The organism is Oscillospiraceae bacterium (assembly GCA_025757985.1).
Lineage (GTDB): Bacteria > Bacillota > Clostridia > Oscillospirales > Ruminococcaceae > Gemmiger.
Map to the genome: position 1 here is coordinate 2,961,237 of CP107210.1, position 18,136 is coordinate 2,979,372.

Genomic DNA, 18,136 nt, shown 5'->3' on the forward strand with positions numbered 1-18,136 from the left:
TATAGAATGGAAGAAAAAAGCAGGACGCAGGAACTGAGCGTTCGGGAAATCTCCTTGATTCGTGAACTTGCACAGATACGGAAAGAACATAAAAGAGAACTGGAGTACGAAAAGTTCGATGGCTATGAACTTCCGCCGCGTACACAATTTTCCATGCTGAATAAGCCAGCAGTGAGCATAAAGTATGGCGTTATGAAATTTAATATGGCCTGCATCCGGCTTTTTGAAGGAATCAAGTATGTTCTTCCGATTCTGCACCCAAACAAGAAGCGGCTTGCGCTGATTATGTGCCCAGAAGAGGACAGCGCATCTGTTGAATGGGCACGGCAGAAGGACGAAAACTGGGTGAATAAGGATATTACATCATTGGAATTTGTGGAAAATATCTTCAGGCTCATGAACTGGAATCGGGAATGCCGTTATAAAGTGCTTGGACGGGTGGCTAATTCAGATCAGGGTCTTTGTATGTTGTTTGATTTGGAAGAAGCAATCATGTTCACCCCGAAGCCACAGGAATATACAGATCCGCTTACTGGTGAAATGAAGAAAAAGCAGATGAAATTCTTCCCGGATGCCTATAAGAACCGTATCGGAAAATCTTATAATGACTACATTGCAGATCATCAGATGAACATGTTTGAGGACTTCATTGGGTATCAGAGTTCTACTGTATTGGATGAGCCCGAACGGGAAGCAGGCACTACTTCAATACCGATTCCACAACGTGAAGAATCTGAAAATATACCTTCGCCAGATTTACCGGAACAGCTTGAAAACGTACAACAATCAGGCAATGAGATTGCTGAGAGAGGAATGCAGACATGAATTCGGGACGAATTATGAATTTGCTGGTGACAATTCCGGCTGAAAGTCGGAGGATGAACGTGGGAAAAGATGTTATTCGTGTTCTTGGAAGTCCAGCCTATATCTGCGTTTTGCAGAGGAAAGATCGGAAGGCTATTGCAATCACGCCGTGTGCTGCGGAGCATCCCATGTCCTTTAAGGTCCCGGACAAGCTACTGACCGATGGGCAGTGTCGGATGATGATTAACGGAATACAGTTCATTCAGGTGTTGCTGGAAGCAAATGGTCTGGCGGCAGGAAAAGACCATCAGTTTAAAGGACGGTATGATGCCGAGAAAAATGCAGTTATCATTTCGCTTGAAAAAGATGAACAAAGTGCCCTCTCGCCTCAAAAGTGTACAACTTGACATCACGTCCACTTGGGCGTATAATACGTCCAAATGGACGTGATGAAGGGAGCTAATACTATGAGTGCCGGAATTTTAGATGGCTTTCAAACGATAATTCCAACGGCAGCGGCTGTCTTATCGGAAAGACGACAAATATTAAGGATGACGCAACAAGAAGTTGCTGATCGAGCCGATATAACTTTACGTCAATATCAAAGGCTGGAATCTGGGGAAAGAAATATTTTGACTTCCTCTTTTGGCTTGGCCTGTCGGGTAATTGAAGCTCTTGATATGGATGTTTCTAAATTCTATCATGGTGACTATTACCTTGAAGAATTGAAAACTATTGAAGGCAAATGATTTGGTGACAGGGGAAAACATCAATTTAAATGACGGCATGATGCCGAAAAAAGAGCAATATGGACAAATCTATGCCGAAAAGTTTACATCTGCAAGCTTGATATGCAAAGCGTTTTATGGTAAGATGGAAGCACAATAGGGAGAGTGTACACTCCCGTTGAACCTGTTGCTGAGAAGTGAATGCTGATGGAAAACCAGCTTGCTTATGCGATAACTTAGACGAAGTATAATTCGAGTGATGATAAGGCTGCTAAGAACAGCTGGTCACTAAAACTATATCGAATAAGCAGATAGGCTATACGAGGCTCAATTAGTTGAAAACCGATAACAATAAGAATCCTAATAAGCAGTGAGGCATCTCTATGAATGAGCAATTGCTGAAAATGAATGGCTTATCGGTGGGAATTTTAGATGCACTATCATTTGAGTCGCATTTGGAAATTCCGTTGAAGAAGAACTTGCATTATTTTGATAAGGATTTGTTAATTGCTGAACTGATTTCGATGACTGAGTGGTTGGATGAACAGGAAATCCTTTCTAATATTGCGCTAGACTACAGGGTTAAGAGCTTGGATTCTATACTTTTGAAGTATGATCGTTACTATCCGGATCATCAGACACGAAAAGTGTTTAATGATATTCTGGGCTTCCGGGCTTTTTGTGATAGCTACGATCAAATATTAGAAGAAGAGTTTTCACCGTTCCGGATTGCTGATATGGCAAAAGGAAAGGCAGTGGATGATGGTTACAGGGGTGTCCATGTGTACTATCAGAAAAGTGGAAGACATTACCCCATAGAAATCCAATTTAATACGTTGTTTGATAGGCAATTAAATAACTGGCTTCACGATTATCTGTATAAAAAGAGTTATCCCGTGGAAACAGGGAAGATAATGCGTGAAAAGTATGAAAATGGATTGATTCGGAATGAACATGAATTTAAGGAGGTGCTGAATAATGTGCTATTTGGTAGCAAAAGATCGTAATGCGCATGGTTGTTTTGCTCTAAAAACAACGCATGGGAAGCATCTGGTGGAATTAAAAAGAGAATTGAACAGAGAGGTTGGATATAAGGGAGTACAGCTTGTAACAATCAGCAGACCAACAGCGTATGGTGAGTATGCGCCTTACCACTTTGTGGATACAGAACAGGAATTTCAGACTCTTGTAAAGGGTCTTCGTCCATAAAAATTAAGAGATAAGCCCTACAAGGATCAAATTGGTTCAAAACCGATTTGAAAACCTTGTAGGGCTTATTTATTTACAAAAATTTTTGTTCCTTACTTGACAACCGCATATGGGCAACCAGAGAAAAGCCTGATTTCATGCGGGTTTACGCGGCTTGACCTTTTCACCTCAACCTGTTTCTGCCTGTCATGGTGCGTTACGGCCAGCGTGATTTCAGGTGCTAATGGCTTCTGGTTGCGCTCTATACTTAACCCACCACAGCGAAAGCTGATAGAGCAGAAAACAGAATAAGGAGGTACGAAGGCGAGCCTGCGTATAGATTGTTGCTGCAATCTGTATACAGGCTTGCTGTCGTGCAATAAAACAAACTGGGTTCGGAACTTATTTGGTTGACAATAAATAAAGCAGTGGGGAGCATTGAGGGATGAGGAAGAATAAAATCAGAATACTACATGTGGCACAGGCTGCAGGTGGCGTGGATCGCTACATCCGAATGCTTCTCAAGTATTTGGATAAGGAAAAATTTGAGAATATACTGGTTTGCTCACAGGATTTCCGTGAGGAAGATTATAGAGGATTGGTTGATTCTTTTGAACAGATCGAAATGACCAGAGCCATTGGGGCGAGTGACTTAAAGGCAATTAAAGCTGTTAGAAAACTGATAAGGAAATATAACCCTGATATCGTATATGCTCATTCCAGCAAAGCCGGAGCAATTGCTCGTGTCGCAGATATTGGTCTGAAGAATCACTGCGTATATAATCCACATGGGTGGGCGTTTAATATGCGATGCTCGGCAAGAAAAAAGGCAATGTACACGGCTATTGAAAGGGTGGCTGCACCATTCTGTGATAAGATTATCTGCATTTCGGATGCCGAGAAGCGGTCTGCGTTAGATCGGAGAATCTGCAGAGAAGATAAGTTACAGGTCATCTTCAACGGGGTGGATACAAAACATTCCTTTCAAATGCCCACATAAGTTAATACTATTATTTTTGATTTTTAGCACTATAACAATAGAAAAAAGCCAAATGCATAGCTCAGAATTCGGTGGGTACACCTCTAGCAGTCGTGTATTCTGAGAGCGAAATGTAAACTACTGGTTTACATTTCGATGCACATGTAAACTGGTGGCTTACAGAAAAAAACATCTGACAAGCGTATAATAAAAGCATGAAATCAAACTGTGAAACTAAAGTGGGGAAAATGAAATGGAACGGCTGCTGACACTGTATAGCGAAGTTCAGTCAACGGATGTACGGTGGCTGTGGTATCCCTTTATTGCAATCGGGAAAATCACACTTCTGCAGGGTGATCCCGGCGATGGAAAATCTACCATGATGATGAATCTGATTGCGGAACTTTCAACAGGAGGTAAGACCCCGGACGGATGCAAAATTGGTACGCCGCAAAAAGTGATTTATCAGTGCTCAGAGGATGGTGTTTCAGACACGATTAAGCCCCGTTTGGAACGCTGCGGAGCAGACTGTAAGAAGATTGCTTTCATCAACGAAGAAGTTTATAACGGCCTTACATTGGACGATGAGCGCATCCGTCAGGCAATCATTGAATTTCGACCGCGATTGGTTGTGATCGACCCGATTCAGGCTTATCTTGGCAGCGATTCGGATTTGCAGATTGCAGGCAGGGCACGGAAACTCATGCGCCGTCTTGGAATGTGGGCTGCTGGCTACGACTGCGCCATCGTTCTGATTGGCCACCTTAATAAAAAAGAAGGTTCCAAAGGGTTGTACCGCAGTTTGGGAAGCATTGATGTTGTGGCAGCAGCACGAAGTGTCCTGCAGGTGGAACGGGATACAGAGAACCCTGATATAAGAATCGTACATCAAATCAAAAACAGTCTTGCGCCTACGGCAGAAGACATCCGTTTTTCCATTTCCGCCGACAAGGGCTTTCAGTGGCTGGAATGCAGGCCGCAATCTTTTGAAAATCAGAAACCAGATAGAAAACCCGAATTTGAATCGGAACAGCAAAAAGCGGTCTATTGGATTAAGCATTTTCTTGAAAAAGGCGATATGAGCGCGAATGAAATTTATTGCCGTCTGGACAATGAGGGTGTCAGCAAACGAGTGGCACGGATGGTAAAAACAGAAATGGGAATCCACTGCTACCAGAAAAAGCGGAGATGGTATTGGAGTGTTCAGCCGGAAGAAGGTGCTGTGAATGGACCACAGGTATAAAGTTGGCGGCTATGTGAAACTTGCAAAATTGTGGGAGCGCTCTAAGGATGCAGCAGTAGCCTATCACAGTTCCTACTATGCTGAAAAGTTTAAAACTGATAGCGATAAAAAGCTGGTTGGTGTTTATATTGACATCACAGGGAATAAGGAAATTTATAAACGCCCGGAAATGGTGCATCTACTCAAAGATTGCAAAAATGGTTCCATAAATCTGATTTTCTCGCAGACAAGGGCCTATCTTGCAGCAAATACCTGTGATTTCTGTTTTTTGCTGAAATATCTGTTTGACTTGCCGATGCGAGTGGATATTGTTACAGACGATGATGACCAGAGAATCGACACCATTCTTGACGTTGATAACCAGCGGCAGAGCCTGAAAGATTTGGCTGAAAAATATACATCGATCCGAAGGAAAGATTATCTTGAGTGGAGAATCCGACTGGAACATGAAATGACAAAGGCTGAAAAAAATGAACGTGGAAGGACAGTATAATCCAAAAGACGTAGAGTGTATTCCGGTAGAAAACCTTGAAGTGCTGCCGAGTGGGGCAGACTGGCAGAGCCGACATCTGGAATCTGAAAGGCGAAAAGCAGAGATTCGTGACAGAATCCATAAGCAGACAGAACAGGGGCAGAAAACGGCAAAAGATTACTTTCGTCCGGCGAAACCGACACCGTCGATTTACGACAGCGACCTGAAGCGTGTGGCGGTTTATGCCCGTGTCAGCACTTCCAGCGAAGAACAGATTTCTTCCATTGAAAACCAGACTCTATATTACACCAAAAAGATTGCAGAAACGGAAAACTGGAATTTGCAGGATATTTACAGCGATGAAGGAAAATCGGGTACTTCACTGCGGAAACGGGATGCGTTTAAGCGCATGATGCGAGATGCCAAAGACCAGAAGATGGACTTGATTATCTGTGCCAGCATTTCGCGGTTTGCGCGAAATTTTTCGGATTGTATGACGCAGATTGCAGCATTGAAAACCATGCACCCGGCACATCCCATTGGCGTGTACTTTGAAACTGAAAACATCTACACGCTGAATCCAAGCAGCCAATATAGTTTGGACATTCAAGCACTTCTGGCAGATTGGGAATCGGGCAACAAGAGTCGCCGGATGATCCTTTCGTATGACCAGCGTATTATGACAGGCCAGTACCCGGTGGCCGACCTGATGGGATATCGGCATACGAAGGATGGACGGTTGGTAATTGAGCCGGAAGAAGCAAAGACGGTGCGGTTTATTTTTCTGGCGTTTATCCAGGGCTATAACTACGATCAGATCGCGGCAGTGCTGACACAGAAAAAGCGCAGCACCCTGCGCGGTAGGCAGGAGTGGAACGGCATGATGGTGGCAAACATCATGAAAAATGAACGCCGCTGGGGTGATCTGGAAGCTAGGAAGAGCATTGTGGTAGATTACAAACTGGGCAAGGTCACGAAGAATAACGGCAATCGCTGCTCTGCCTATGTCCCGGAACATCACGAAGCGATTGTTTCCCCAGAAATCGCACGAGCTGCACATCTTGTGGCATCCAGCAGCAAAAAGTGCGGGGTGCAGGATATTGTGGTAATCCGGCAGGGAGCATTGAAAGGCTTTGTGGGCATCCATCCGAACTGGAGCGGCATCAATGCTGAAAGTATCCGCAGCCTTTGCCTGAGCACCTATCTGCCGGAAGAGGTGATGAAACTGAACGATATAGCAGAGATGAGGGCTGGGGCAACACTGGGAAAGGCACTTCAATCTGAATATATGACGGTTTCAGGTACTTGCTTTATCAACCAGAGTAGCCCGGTTATGACGATTTCTAAAAATGGAATCCGTTTCAGCAAGGCCTGCCATAGCCGGTTGGACGACTGCGAGTATGTGGAACTGCTCTATCATCCGATTCTGCAGGTCGTGATTTTGCGAAAGAGCAATCACGGCTTTTCAACAGCGATGCACTGGAGAGATGACAATGACGTCCATAGTGCCTTTTCAGCCAGAGCGTTTTCTGGCCTGATTCTTCAAACGTTGAACTGGAAAATGAATTGCCGTTACCAGTGCCGTGGTATCTGCCGGGGTCAGGGAAATGCAAAATTTCTGATTTTTGAATTAGATGAATCCCGGATTTTGACTGGGAAAAATCAGTATGAACAAGAAAATTGTTCGATGAATCTGAAATGCCGGTTATATCGGAGTAAATGGGTTCAGAGCATTACAGTTAGTGATGTGATGGAATCTGGTCAAGTCGTAGAAAATCCCATGATTGGTGCAATTCCAAGCAGAAATGAAGTTCAACGTGAACTGGATGATCTTTTGATGTCGATGTAGGAGGAACTTATAGAATGGAAGAACAAAGCAGGGCGCAGGAACTGAGCGTTCGGGAAATCTCCTTGATTCGTGAACTTGCACAGATACGGAAAGAACATAAAAGAGAACTGGAGTACGAAAAGTTCGATGGCTATGAACTTCCGCCGCGCACCCAGTTTTCCATGCTGAATAAGCCAGCAGTAAGCATAAAATATGGTGTTATGAAATTTAATATGGCGTGCATTCGGCTTTTTGAAGGAATCAAGTATGTCCTTCCGATTTTGCACCCTAATAAGAAGCGGCTTGCGTTGATTATGTGCCCGGAAGAGGACAGCGCGTCTGTTGAATGGGCACGACAGAAAGGCGAAAACTGGGTGAATAAGGATATTACATCATTGGAATTTGTAGAAAATATCTTCAGGCTCATGAACTGGAATCGGGAATGCCGTTATAAAGTGCTTGGACGAGTGGCTAATTCAGATCAGGGCCTTTGTATGTTGTTCGATCTGGAAGAAGCAATCATGTTCACACCGAAGCCACAGGAATATGCGGACCCGCTTACTGGCGAAATGAAGAAAAAACAGATGAAATTCTTCCCGGATACTTATAGGAATCGCATCGGAAAATCTTATAATGACTACATTGCAGATCATCAGATGAACATGTTTGAGGATTTTATTGGATATCAGGGGTCAGCAGTATTGGATGAGCCAGTACGGGAGGAAGATTCATTTTCAAAAGAGTCGATGTCCCAAGAAAGCGAAATCTCTGAAAATATATTACTGCCGGATTTAGCAAAACAGTCTGAAAGTATAGAACAGCAGAGCGGTGAGATTGCTGAGAGAGGAATGCCAACATGAGTTCTGAGCGAATTATGAATTTGCTGGTGACGATTCCGGCGGAAAGTCGGAGAATGAATGTGGGGAAAGATGTTATCCGTATTCTTGGAAGTCCGGCCTATATTTGCATTTTGCAGAGGAAAGATCGGCAGTCTATTGCAATTACGCCATGTGCTGCCGAACATCCAATGTCCTTTAAGGTCCCGGACAGGCTGCTGACCGACGGACAGTGCCGGATGAGGATCAATGGAGTACAGTTCGTCCAGGCGTTATTAGAGGCAAATGGTCTTGCTGCAGGGAAAGACTATCAGTTTAAGGGAAGGTATGAAGCTGAGAAAAACGCAGTTATCATATCGCTTGAAAAAGATGAACGGGAATGTTAGAAAAGACGGAAAAATCTGGAATACAGGTGTGGCACTATTGAAATATTTTGCTGGCCTGAATTCAAATCAGAATGGGCAATATGGACAAATCTATGCTGAAAAGTTTACATCTGCCTGCTTGATATGCAAGGTGTTTTATGGTAAGATGAAAGCACAATAGGGATAGTATATGCTCCTGTTGACCCTGCTGTAAGGAAGTGAATGCCGATGGAAAATCAGCTTGCTCATGCGATAACGCAGACGGAATACGATTTGAGTTATGATAAGGCTGCCAAGAAGCTGCTGGCCAACAAACAGATTCTGGCGCAGATTATGAAGAACTGCGTGAATGAGTACAGCGCCTGCTCCGTAGACGAAATTGCAGAGAAGTATATCGAAGGAACTCCAGAAGTGGGTACAGTTGGCGTTCATGTTGATGATACAAACAGACCCAAGAAAACTTCTGACGTAATTGCTGGTAGCAATAATGAGGATTCTACGCTGACTGAGGGAACCATCAATTATGATGTTCGGTTCGATGCAATCGCACCAGCATCAGAAGGTTCTGCTGAACAGAAAGATGTGATACGTCTTATTATCAATGTAGAAGCGCAGACCGCTTTTAATCCGGGGTACCCTTTGACGAAGCGTGCAATCTATTATTGCAGCAGAATGATCTCTGCACAGCACGGCCCGATATTCACGAACTCAGAGTATGGGAAAATCCGAAAAGTGTACTCTATCTGGGTTTGTACACATCCAACTAAAGAGTTTCAGAATACTCTGATTCGTTATTCCATTCGGCCAGAGCAGTTGATTGGAAATGCTGTTGAAAAATCAGAAAACTATGATTTGATGAGCGTTGTAACGATTTGTCTGGGAGAGTCGGGTACAGAAAACTATACAGGTATTGTGAAATTTATGGATGTGCTGCTCTCTTCATCCAGAGCAGCTACTGAGAAAAAGGAAATTCTTGAAGAAGAATTTGGCGTTGCAATGAACGAAGATCTGGAAAGAGAGGTGCTTGTTATGTGTAACCTTAGTCAGGGCGTAAAGGCCGAAGGCAGAGAAGAAGGCATTAGCATTGGTGAGATGCGGATGCTGGTGCAGCTTGTTCGAGACGGCGATTTAAAAATGGAACGTGCCGCTGAAAAGGCAAAAATGACAGTGGAGCAGTTTAAGAAAGTGATGGAAAACACTCCACTGCAGGCAGTCTAAGATAAAATCATATAGAGAAAACAGTTAAGCCCTACAAGGCTCAGATCGGTTCGGAACCGACTGAAAACCTTGTAGGGCTTATTTTTTTGCGATTTTTCAAATTTATTTGTGAAAAAAGTTGTCCAAGACTTGACATCGGGCGGCGGATACTGCCTTCCGAAAGATACCAAGCAGCTGCTGGCAAACTATGCAGACGTGCCAGAAAATCTGATTGAAGCTATTGTGGAATCCAACCGTACCCGTAAAGACTTCATCGCCGACCGTGTTCTGAAGCTGGCTGGTTACTACGGCTATGACGAGGACAACGAATACGATGAGAAGCAGGAGAAGTCTGTGACCATCGGCGTGTACCGTCTGACCATGAAGAGCAATAGTGATAACTTCCGCCAGAGTTCTATCAGCAATTTGCAGAAAATGGCTGAAACGCTGGTATGGGTACAGGAGAATAACATCAACGACCTGACAGAACTGAACAATCTGTGTAAAACTGCGCAGGCCAATGCGCAGGCAGCGTATGAACGACTGTCACAGGCAGAGGATGAACTGTACAAAATCAATGAACAGATTCATTATGCGGGGCAGTACCTTTCTACAAAAGAGGTTCAGCAGCAATTTACGAAAGCAATTCTCAAGAAAAAATTCCGTGCAGAGCATTCCAAGGAATTGGATGCCTATGCAGAATCCGTGAAATACTTCCGGGAAGAAAACGATGGAAAGCTGCCATCGCTGAAATCTTTAAAAAAACGGAAAGAAGAACTGACCAAAGAAATCGCGGAGAGGAAAAAGGCATATGCTCCCTTGCGGGAAGAATCCAAGCGTCTGGAAATTGCATCGGATAATGTGTACAGCATCTTCCGAAAAACCAATGAGATGAAATCCGACCTTGCATGGAAACGCGAGTGGGAGACCAAAGTCCGCGAAAAGGCAAGGCAGGAGCAGGCTCGACAGGAACCGCGCGTACGTCAACCGAAACGTAAGAAGCGCAGCTATGATATGAGCCTGTAATCAGCAGGGTCTTCCACCCCGCACCCCGGAACCCTGCCGGATGTGTAAGCCCATGCAGGACTTTCCCATTTGGCAAGGACTTTTGAAAACGATTAGGAGGAAGTTTGAGTAAAGAGTACATCAAGGCACAAACCCCACTGCCCGCGTATTTTCCTTATCCGAAATTTCTGCTGCAGATGAGCCTGTCCCATACAGCGCGGCTAACATATGTTTTGCTGCTGGACCGCATGACCCTTTCGCAGAAGAATGGCTGGGTGGATGTGCAGGGCCGGGCATATGTGCTCTATCCGTTGGCAGGGCTGGCGGAAGATCTTCAGAGCAGCATTTCCAGTGTCACCCGTGCCCTGCGGGAACTGGAAGCCGCACGGCTGATCGAACGGCGGTCCAATGGCTTTTCCAAGCCAAACCAGATATTTCTCGGCGTTCCCCGGACTGCGCAGAAATGCGCAGTCGAGATGGTCAAAAATGAGCAGCCTGATTGCTCAAAAGTGAGCAATACGATTGCGCAAAACTGCACATCGAACCAAATAAATAAGAACAACCTAAGATTGAACCAACTGAGTAGAACCAAAGAAGCATATGGGCGTTATCGGAATGTCTATCTGGAAGATTATTCAGAACTGAAAATGGAAATTGCAGAGTTAGATTCCCTGATTGATGACCTTTCAATCTATATGCAGTCTACAGGCAGGAAGTACGCAGACCATGCGGCGACCCTGCGTAGCTGGTCAGCACGGAAGAAAAGACAACAGAAACCGGGAGCAGGCATCCCGGACTATACCTACAACAAGGAGGAAAGTTTATGACGGAAACGATCCAGACAGCGATGGACAGGCTTATGACGATCTCTATGGAACCGCAGGACTATGTTGCAGAAGATGGGCTGCTGTACTGCGGCAGCTGCAAAACTCCCAAGGAAGCGTTCTTTCCGAATGGCAAAAAACTGTTTGGGCGTGACCGCCATCCGGCTGAATGCCGGTGCAGGCAGGCTACAAGGGAAAAGCAAGAGAAAGAAGAACGTGCAAGGATGCATTACGAGAAAGTGCAGCGGCTGAAGCTGCAGGGTTTTACCGACTGGGCGATGCAGCACTGGACATTTGCAGACGATCACGGGCAAAATCCACAGATGCAGCTGGCACAGCGGTATGTGGCCCACTGGCCGGAAATGCGGGAAAAGAATGTGGGGCTGCTGCTCTGGGGCGGTGTTGGTACAGGCAAGAGTTTTATGGCGGGTTGCATTGCCAATGCCCTGATGGAACAGGAAGTGGCCGTCTGCATGACGAATTTTGCCCGAATCATGAATGAACTGAATAACGCCTTTTCCGGGCGGAATGAAGTCGTGGACAGGCTCTGCGGCTATCCGTTGCTTGTCATTGACGATTTCGGCATGGAGCGGGACACGGAATATGCGCTGGAGCAGATTTACAACATTATCGACAGCCGTTACCGCAGCAGGAAACCACTGATCGTTACCACGAACCTGACCCTGACGGAGTTGAAGAATCCGCAGGATACCGCACACGCCCGTATCTATGACCGTCTGCTGGAACTGTGTACCCCGATTGCCTGCACAGGCCCCAGCATGAGAAAGGATATAGGACAGGCAAAATTGAACTTGCTGAAAACACTTCTGGCTTGAATTGGAGGAACGCGATTGAAAGAAAACGGCAGAATGAATTGGCTGGAGCAGGTCCACCAGATGAAGAACCGGGACATTCGCACGATTGAACAGTCTGAACTGGAGGAACTGCCGCAGGATGCAGTGGAACACGGACTGCCGCAGGAGGAAAGGCTGAAAAATCTGCTGGATAAGGTCCGAAATCCTTATTGCTATCTGGACAACGGAATTATTGTGAAGCTGAATTTCGCACCGAGAGGGAGCAGTACACTGTCTGAGTGCATTGGCAGGTGTTTTCAATCGGCCAGCTGAAAAGGCAGAGAAACTTTCGGCAAGCTGCTGAAAAAACACGCAGAAAAATTTCACACTTTAATGCGATAAAGCACTGGACAAAAGATGATGATTCTGGTAAGCTGTTTACGGGTAAGAAAATAGGAATGTGCAAACTGAGCAGAACTTGCTCGGTAGGCTTGTTCTACATAGAAAATGTGGAGCCTTTCGCTTCTCTGACGAACAGTATTGCCGATTCGTTAAGGAGGTGGAAGGCTTTTGTTATACCCTGATATGAATTTGCAGAAGAGAACACAGCAAAATACAACCCGATACCGTACAGCCTTGTACTTGCGCTTGTCTCGTGAGGATGGCGATAAGACAGAGAGCGACAGCATTGCAAACCAGCGCACACTACTGGAAGCCTATGCCATAGACCACCCGGAACTGTGCATCGTGGATGAGTTTGTGGACGATGGTTACTCCGGCTCGAACTTTGAACGGCCTGCGTTCCAAAACCTGTTCAGGGAGCTGGAGCAAGGAACCATCAACTGCATTCTGGTCAAAGATTTATCCCGATTCGGGCGAAACTATATTGAAGTGGGACGCTATCTGGAACGTATTTTCCCGGTCATGCGGGTCCGGCTGATTGCAGTGACGGATAATTATGACAGCCAATCTGCGTGGAAGACCAGCGATTCCATCATGGTTCCGATGCGGAACTTGCTCAACGATGCCTACTGCCGGGATATTTCCGTCAAAATCAAGAGTCAGCTTGCGGTAAAGCGGAAGCGCGGCGATTTTGTGGGGAGCTTTGCAGCGTATGGATACCAGAAGGACCCCGGCAATCATACCAAGCTGATCGTGGACGAACTGGCAGCGGAAACAGTGCAAGATATTTTCCGCTGGAAGATCAGTGGCATGAATAATCAGAGCATCGCAAATCGTTTGAATGCGAAAATGGTACCGTCCCCAGCTGCACGAAAGCTGCAGAGCGGTGCAAAGCTGAGCCTGCACTTCCGCAAGAGCGATGAGCCGCCGTGGTCTGCCAAGGCGGTGGACCGCATTCTGCACAACGAGGTCTATATCGGAAAACTGGTGCAGGGAAAGACAAGGAGACTGGACTATCGCTCCAAAAAGAAAATGAACGTGCCGATGCGGGACTGGGTAATCGTGGACAACACCCATGAAGCAATCATTCCGGCAGAGAAGTTTGAACTGGTGCAGCGGATTCTGGAAACCGAAACACGCAGGCCGAACGATGCCGAAACGGTGGCCCTGTTTGCAGGCTTTCTCTACTGTGGGGACTGCGGCAGCCGGCTGGTGCGCAGGTCGGCCAGCTATAAGGGAAAGCGGTATATCTATTATCAGTGCTCCGGCAGCAAGCAGAACAAGGGCAGCTGCACGAGCCATAACCTACGGGATGAAAAGCTCTATAACATTGTGCGGAATGCGCTCCAGATGCAGATCCAGATCGTGATGGAGGAAGCAGAGTTTGTAGAAAGCATCCGGCAGGCCCAGCAGGAACCCTACCGTGTGCGGCGTATCGAACGGCAGATTCGGCAGCTGACTGCAGAAAAGGCCCATACCCAGGGCATTAAGGAAAAATTGTATGGGGATTACGCAGAGGAAATCCTCACACGGGAGGATTTTCTGAACTACAACGAACTGTACAGCAAGCGGATTGAAGAGTATGACCACAAAATCACAGAACTGGAAGCGGAACAGCGAAATTTACAGACTGCCCCGAATGCGTATCCATTTCTGGACGTGTACCGTAAGTATCGGAAACTGGAAGAGATCACCCGTCCGATGGTCGTGGAACTGATTGAGAAAATCGAAGTGTATGAGGGCAATCGAGTAGAAATTACGTTCCGATTCCACGATGAAATTGCGGACCTGCTGGAAGAACTGCATCAAAAGCAGATGGGGCAGCGTGAAGTGTCTGCTTAAAAGGAGGCTGTGACTTATGGCAAGAGTAAGCAAGAAGGTAAGTGCGGCGCAGCGGGAAGCGGAAAACGCACCGCACCGTATCTGGAAAACCGCAATTTACGCACGACTGTCCGATTTTGATGATGTACTTCGGGATACGGAATCGCTGGAAGTGCAGATTTCTTATATCAAAGAGTATATCAACCATCGGGATGATCTGATGCTGCTGGATGTGTTTGCGGACAAGCGGTGCACAGGGATGAACTTTGACCGCCCGGAATTTGAACGGCTGTTGAAAGCACTGCAGGAGCGGAAAGTCAACTGCATTGTGGTAAAGGACTTCTCCCGACTGGGTCGTAATTTCGTGGAAACAGGTCAGTATCTGGAGCAAGTGTTTCCACTGTTTGGCGTAAGATTTATAGCCATCAACGATAATTATGACAGCTTGAACAGCCAGAGCCGGGATGGGATGCTGGTGCCGATCAAGAGCATGATCAACGAAATGTACTCGAAAGACCTGTCCCAGAAGATTCAGTCGTGCTTTCGTTCCAAGGAAGCACGAGGAGAAATCTATACCCCGGTTCCATTTGGCTACAAAAAGGATCAGAAGAATCATTTGGTTCTGGATGAGGAAGTCAGCGATGTGGTAGTTCGGATTTTTCTCTGGAAGAAATCCGGCATGAAAGAGCGCGAGATTGCAAAGAAGCTGTCTGCGCAGGGAATCCAGACACCTTTTACACGCCGCTGTCAGCTGGGATACCTGAAAAACACCTTGCGGGTAAAGGACCCAGCATGGCAGACTGTTTTCGTGACAAAGGTGCTGGAAAATCCAATCTACACAGGAACCATGGTGTATAACCGCATCGCCTACGATGAAACGTATCGAAAAATCGGAGAAAATCCACGGGAAAGCTGGCGGATGGTGCCGGACAACCATCCGGCGATTATCAGCTGGGAACTGTTTGATGAAGTTTCCGCGTTGCGGGAAGCTGAGCAAGCGGTCAGGGAGGAACGGAAAACATGGTGCAAACAGCGCAGAAAGAACAATCCGAACATCTTCAAAGGCCGGATATTTTGCAAAGAGTGCGGAGAAAAGCTGGTTTGCCATTGGCAAAGGGATGGCTCGCTGTATTTTTACTGTAAATTTTGCCGTGTTTCCATCTCAGAGAAAGACCTCTGGAACGGCATCCATAAGGAACTGTACCAGCGGTTAGAAGAACATAAGAACTTGAAAAAGCTGATGCAGAAGAATTCGGGAAAAAGCAACCTTGAAATAAAGAAAGTTGCATTGAGCCGTGAAATGGAACAGGTGTCGGGCAATATCGTTCGGCTGGAATCGCAGAAGCGCAGCGGCTATGAGCAGTATGTTCTCGGAAAACTTTCAAAGGAGAAATTTCTGGAACTGAAGCAAGGTGTAGAAAATGAAATCGTATTACTGAAGCAGACAAAATCTGAAAGAGAGAAAGAACTGGTCGTTGTTCAAGAAGAATTGCAGCAGAAAAAGCAAAACGCAGGCAACACAGAGGTTCTTTTAACGGCAGATAATCTGCAGCAGTATGTAAAGAAAATTGAAGTGGATCACAAGAAAAATACTTACACGGAATTTGCGTTCTAACGAAAAAGGAGGACAGACAATGAAAGAAAAAATCTATGATGCCCGGACAGGAATGAAATATGTTTTGGTGGGTGATTATTATCTGCCAGCCTTGAAACTGCTACGGACCCGTCCGATTGGCCGCTGGGGGATGCTGCACAAGGCGTACCTGAAACTGCGAAAACCGGCCTATTACCAGAGCTTGCTGCTGAGCGGAAAACTGGATACTGTTATAGCAAATGTGGAAGAGCAGGCAGTGGAACGATATGAGGTTTTGATCGAGCAGCTGAGCCAGCGGGAGGGCGTATCGGAAAAACTGAAAGAAGAAAATCAGATGGAGTGGGTACGCCGTATGAGAAATCTGGAAAATCGTGCAGCAGAAATCGTAAAGGCAGAATTGATCTACACGTTTGAAAGGCGGTGAGCAGCAGATGATCGGAACCTATTACCGGCTTTCTCTTGCGGACGAGGATGTGGGTGCTGATAAGGCTGAGAGCAACAGCATTCAGGGCCAGCGCGGACTGGTAGAGGGGTACATCATGGCTCGCCCGGAACTGGCCGCAGAGCCGCGTCAGGAGTATGTGGACGATGGCTACTCCGGTACCTCCACAAGCCGCCCGGCGTTTCAGCGGCTGATTCAGGACGCACAGGATGGCAAGATAAAAACGATTATCGTAAAGGATTTTTCCCGATTTGCCCGTGATTACATTGAGGCGGGCGATTATATGGAGCGCATCTTCCCACTGTTGGGCGTACGCTTTATCTCTGTCAACGATGGTTATGACAGTGGAATGCAGATCGGAAACGATGTACGCGGACTGGAAGTAGCCATTAAGAACATCATCAACGCATCCTACAGCCGAGACCTTTCTGCTAAAATCGCGGCAGCCGACCATGTGATGCAGAAAAAAGGAATGTATCTCGGAGGATACCGCCCGTTTGGATTCCTGCCGGACCTGAATGACTGCCATAAGCTGATCCTAGACCCGGTAGCCAGCCAGTATGTGCGCCTGATTTTTGAACTGGCATTGCAGGGAAACAGGACGGGGACCATCGCAAAAATCCTGAATGAAAAGCAGATTCCAACCCCGGCAGTGTATCATGTGTCGGAAAACCATGTGTACAGCGAGCAGAAAGCATGGGACTTGCAGCGCAGCCACTGGACAAGCGGAATGGTTTACCATATATTGAAAAATGAGAAGTATAAGGGAACCTACGTGGGCGCGAAATTCATTATGCCTGTTCCGTGCAAACATCGGGCCCTGCGCGCTCCCTTGGAACAGCAGATACGAATCGAGGACAGCCATGCCGCTATTGTGACCCCAGAAGAATTTGCACAGGCGCAAAAGGTCATTATGCTGCAGCATGGAAATCATCAGGCAGGGAACTACACAAAACGCCAGTATCCGCTGAAGGGAAAGGTCTACTGTGGCTATTGCCGGAAATTGATGAAATATCGTGTTCTCAAGAAGCTTGGCCCCTCGTTTAACTGCAGATTCTCAGCCACAGCGGTGGACAGTCCCTGCAAGCGAATCCCGATCTCTGAGAAATTGCTGGAAGAGATTGTCCGAAACGCGCTGACAGTGCAGATAAAGCAGGCGGAGCATATACTGGAAATCCTGCACGAACGGGAACGCAAAGCGTTGATCTGTTTTTCCGCACTGGAACGGCAGGAAGAAAAGCTGAGTGCAGAAAAGGCAGAGCTCGTAAAACTTCGTGTTGCACTGTATGAGCAGTATGCCGACGGAAATATGAGCAAGGAAGAATTCATCCGGCAGAGAGATGCCTACAGAGTGCAGGAAGATGAAAGAATGGAGCAGATTCAACGACTTCGTACCGAAAAAGATCAAATTTTCCAGCCTGTGAAAAAGGATACGGATAGTTTGCAAGCCGTGATGAATACGGTGGGAGAAGTTGGCGATGTGATGCATCTGTCGCAGAATGTGGTGGGAACCTTTATTGACCGCATTGAGGTTTTCAACGATGAGCGCGTGAAAATTCGTTTTACATTTGAGGACACATTGAAAAGTTACGAAACAGGGTAAGAAATGATATT

General features: G+C 46.3%; 20 protein-coding genes and 1 pseudogene. All 21 read left to right on the forward strand.

All coding sequences use genetic code 11. The features are described from left to right. Window positions 1-6 precede the first annotated feature (6 nt). Window positions 7-825, forward strand: coding sequence for a hypothetical protein (locus OGM67_14000; GenBank protein ID UYJ34651.1), 819 nt, complete (start codon window positions 7-9; stop codon window positions 823-825). Between the two features lie 14 nt (window positions 826-839). Next, window positions 840-1,211 carry a hypothetical protein gene (locus tag OGM67_14005; GenBank protein UYJ34652.1) on the forward strand — a complete coding sequence of 124 codons (372 nt, stop codon included), beginning with the start codon at window positions 840-842 and terminating at the stop codon, window positions 1,209-1,211. A 60-nt stretch (window positions 1,212-1,271) separates the two neighbouring features. Continuing rightward, window positions 1,272-1,553 (forward strand): helix-turn-helix domain-containing protein, encoded by a 282-nt coding sequence (locus OGM67_14010; GenBank protein ID UYJ34653.1) that lies wholly within the window; start codon window positions 1,272-1,274, stop codon window positions 1,551-1,553. Window positions 1,554-1,915: 362 nt separating this feature from the next. After that, window positions 1,916-2,539 carry a RelA/SpoT domain-containing protein gene (locus tag OGM67_14015; GenBank protein UYJ34654.1) on the forward strand — a complete coding sequence of 208 codons (624 nt, stop codon included), beginning with the start codon at window positions 1,916-1,918 and terminating at the stop codon, window positions 2,537-2,539. Next, the gene (locus tag OGM67_14020; protein UYJ34655.1) at window positions 2,511-2,741 is read left to right on the forward strand and encodes a hypothetical protein; all 231 of its coding nucleotides are present in this window, start codon (window positions 2,511-2,513) and stop codon (window positions 2,739-2,741) included. The genes OGM67_14015 and OGM67_14020 overlap by 29 nt, the downstream gene beginning before the upstream one ends. A gap of 424 nt (window positions 2,742-3,165) precedes the next feature. Beyond that, a complete protein-coding gene (locus tag OGM67_14025; protein ID UYJ34656.1) occupies window positions 3,166-3,720 on the forward strand; it encodes a glycosyltransferase in 555 nt (184 codons plus the stop codon). 232 nt (window positions 3,721-3,952) lie between these two features. Next, complete coding sequence (locus OGM67_14030; GenBank protein UYJ34657.1) at window positions 3,953-4,942, forward strand: AAA family ATPase; 990 nt, start codon at window positions 3,953-3,955, stop codon at window positions 4,940-4,942. Continuing rightward, window positions 4,926-5,435, forward strand: a complete 510-nt coding sequence (locus tag OGM67_14035; GenBank protein ID UYJ34658.1) for a hypothetical protein — start codon at window positions 4,926-4,928, stop codon at window positions 5,433-5,435. The genes OGM67_14030 and OGM67_14035 overlap by 17 nt, the downstream gene beginning before the upstream one ends. After that, window positions 5,413-7,263 (forward strand): recombinase family protein, encoded by a 1,851-nt coding sequence (locus OGM67_14040; GenBank protein ID UYJ34659.1) that lies wholly within the window; start codon window positions 5,413-5,415, stop codon window positions 7,261-7,263. Before OGM67_14035 ends, OGM67_14040 begins: the two co-directional genes overlap by 23 nt. 14 nt (window positions 7,264-7,277) lie before the next feature. Next, window positions 7,278-8,102: a hypothetical protein gene (locus OGM67_14045; GenBank protein ID UYJ34660.1), complete on the forward strand. Its 825-nt coding sequence runs from the start codon at window positions 7,278-7,280 to the stop codon at window positions 8,100-8,102. Then, the gene (locus tag OGM67_14050) at window positions 8,099-8,464 is read left to right on the forward strand and encodes a hypothetical protein (protein ID UYJ34661.1); all 366 of its coding nucleotides are present in this window, start codon (window positions 8,099-8,101) and stop codon (window positions 8,462-8,464) included. The genes OGM67_14045 and OGM67_14050 overlap by 4 nt, the downstream gene beginning before the upstream one ends. Continuing rightward, window positions 8,448-8,624, forward strand: coding sequence for a hypothetical protein (locus OGM67_14055; protein ID UYJ34662.1), 177 nt, complete (start codon window positions 8,448-8,450; stop codon window positions 8,622-8,624). The genes OGM67_14050 and OGM67_14055 overlap by 17 nt, the downstream gene beginning before the upstream one ends. A gap of 47 nt (window positions 8,625-8,671) precedes the next feature. Beyond that, window positions 8,672-9,661, forward strand: a complete 990-nt coding sequence (locus OGM67_14060) for an Rpn family recombination-promoting nuclease/putative transposase (protein UYJ34663.1) — start codon at window positions 8,672-8,674, stop codon at window positions 9,659-9,661. A gap of 141 nt (window positions 9,662-9,802) precedes the next feature. Further along, window positions 9,803-10,060: pseudogene (locus tag OGM67_14065) on the forward strand (UDP-glucose 6-dehydrogenase). A 710-nt stretch (window positions 10,061-10,770) separates the two neighbouring features. Further along, window positions 10,771-11,472 (forward strand): replication initiator protein A, encoded by a 702-nt coding sequence (locus tag OGM67_14070; GenBank protein ID UYJ34664.1) that lies wholly within the window; start codon window positions 10,771-10,773, stop codon window positions 11,470-11,472. Then, entirely contained in the window at window positions 11,469-12,305 is an 837-nt protein-coding gene (locus OGM67_14075; GenBank protein ID UYJ34665.1) for an ATP-binding protein, read from the forward strand. Before OGM67_14070 ends, OGM67_14075 begins: the two co-directional genes overlap by 4 nt. Before the next feature lie 33 nt (window positions 12,306-12,338). Next, complete coding sequence (locus OGM67_14080) at window positions 12,339-12,596, forward strand: hypothetical protein (protein ID UYJ34666.1); 258 nt, start codon at window positions 12,339-12,341, stop codon at window positions 12,594-12,596. A gap of 303 nt (window positions 12,597-12,899) precedes the next feature. After that, on the forward strand, window positions 12,900-14,507 hold the full coding sequence (locus OGM67_14085; GenBank protein ID UYJ34667.1) for a recombinase family protein: 1,608 nt from the start codon (window positions 12,900-12,902) through the stop codon (window positions 14,505-14,507). Window positions 14,508-14,523: 16 nt separating this feature from the next. Continuing rightward, a complete protein-coding gene (locus OGM67_14090; GenBank protein ID UYJ34668.1) occupies window positions 14,524-16,101 on the forward strand; it encodes a recombinase family protein in 1,578 nt (525 codons plus the stop codon). A 19-nt stretch (window positions 16,102-16,120) separates the two neighbouring features. Then, window positions 16,121-16,504, forward strand: a complete 384-nt coding sequence (locus tag OGM67_14095; GenBank protein UYJ34669.1) for a TnpV protein — start codon at window positions 16,121-16,123, stop codon at window positions 16,502-16,504. 7 nt (window positions 16,505-16,511) lie between these two features. Continuing rightward, complete coding sequence (locus tag OGM67_14100) at window positions 16,512-18,125, forward strand: recombinase family protein (protein UYJ34670.1); 1,614 nt, start codon at window positions 16,512-16,514, stop codon at window positions 18,123-18,125. Window positions 18,126-18,136: the final 11 nt, after the last annotated feature.

What these genes read in the sequence shown, in the direction of transcription:
- OGM67_14025 (UYJ34656.1), top strand. Translation starts at nt 3,166, where the DNA reads ATGAGGAAGAATAAAATCAGAATACTACATGTGGCACAGGCTGCAGGT.
- OGM67_14100 (UYJ34670.1), top strand. Translation starts at nt 16,512, where the DNA reads ATGATCGGAACCTATTACCGGCTTTCTCTTGCGGACGAGGATGTGGGT.
- OGM67_14030 (UYJ34657.1), top strand. Translation starts at nt 3,953, where the DNA reads ATGGAACGGCTGCTGACACTGTATAGCGAAGTTCAGTCAACGGATGTA.
- OGM67_14040 (UYJ34659.1), top strand. Translation starts at nt 5,413, where the DNA reads ATGAACGTGGAAGGACAGTATAATCCAAAAGACGTAGAGTGTATTCCG.
- OGM67_14075 (UYJ34665.1), top strand. Translation starts at nt 11,469, where the DNA reads ATGACGGAAACGATCCAGACAGCGATGGACAGGCTTATGACGATCTCT.
- OGM67_14005 (UYJ34652.1), top strand. Translation starts at nt 840, where the DNA reads ATGAATTTGCTGGTGACAATTCCGGCTGAAAGTCGGAGGATGAACGTG.
- OGM67_14090 (UYJ34668.1), top strand. Translation starts at nt 14,524, where the DNA reads ATGGCAAGAGTAAGCAAGAAGGTAAGTGCGGCGCAGCGGGAAGCGGAA.
- OGM67_14015 (UYJ34654.1), top strand. Translation starts at nt 1,916, where the DNA reads ATGAATGAGCAATTGCTGAAAATGAATGGCTTATCGGTGGGAATTTTA.
- OGM67_14000 (UYJ34651.1), top strand. Translation starts at nt 7, where the DNA reads ATGGAAGAAAAAAGCAGGACGCAGGAACTGAGCGTTCGGGAAATCTCC.
- OGM67_14095 (UYJ34669.1), top strand. Translation starts at nt 16,121, where the DNA reads ATGAAAGAAAAAATCTATGATGCCCGGACAGGAATGAAATATGTTTTG.
- OGM67_14020 (UYJ34655.1), top strand. Translation starts at nt 2,511, where the DNA reads ATGTGCTATTTGGTAGCAAAAGATCGTAATGCGCATGGTTGTTTTGCT.
- OGM67_14060 (UYJ34663.1), top strand. Translation starts at nt 8,672, where the DNA reads ATGGAAAATCAGCTTGCTCATGCGATAACGCAGACGGAATACGATTTG.
- OGM67_14045 (UYJ34660.1), top strand. Translation starts at nt 7,278, where the DNA reads ATGGAAGAACAAAGCAGGGCGCAGGAACTGAGCGTTCGGGAAATCTCC.
- OGM67_14055 (UYJ34662.1), top strand. Translation starts at nt 8,448, where the DNA reads ATGAACGGGAATGTTAGAAAAGACGGAAAAATCTGGAATACAGGTGTG.
- OGM67_14080 (UYJ34666.1), top strand. Translation starts at nt 12,339, where the DNA reads ATGAATTGGCTGGAGCAGGTCCACCAGATGAAGAACCGGGACATTCGC.
- OGM67_14050 (UYJ34661.1), top strand. Translation starts at nt 8,099, where the DNA reads ATGAGTTCTGAGCGAATTATGAATTTGCTGGTGACGATTCCGGCGGAA.
- OGM67_14035 (UYJ34658.1), top strand. Translation starts at nt 4,926, where the DNA reads ATGGACCACAGGTATAAAGTTGGCGGCTATGTGAAACTTGCAAAATTG.
- OGM67_14010 (UYJ34653.1), top strand. Translation starts at nt 1,272, where the DNA reads ATGAGTGCCGGAATTTTAGATGGCTTTCAAACGATAATTCCAACGGCA.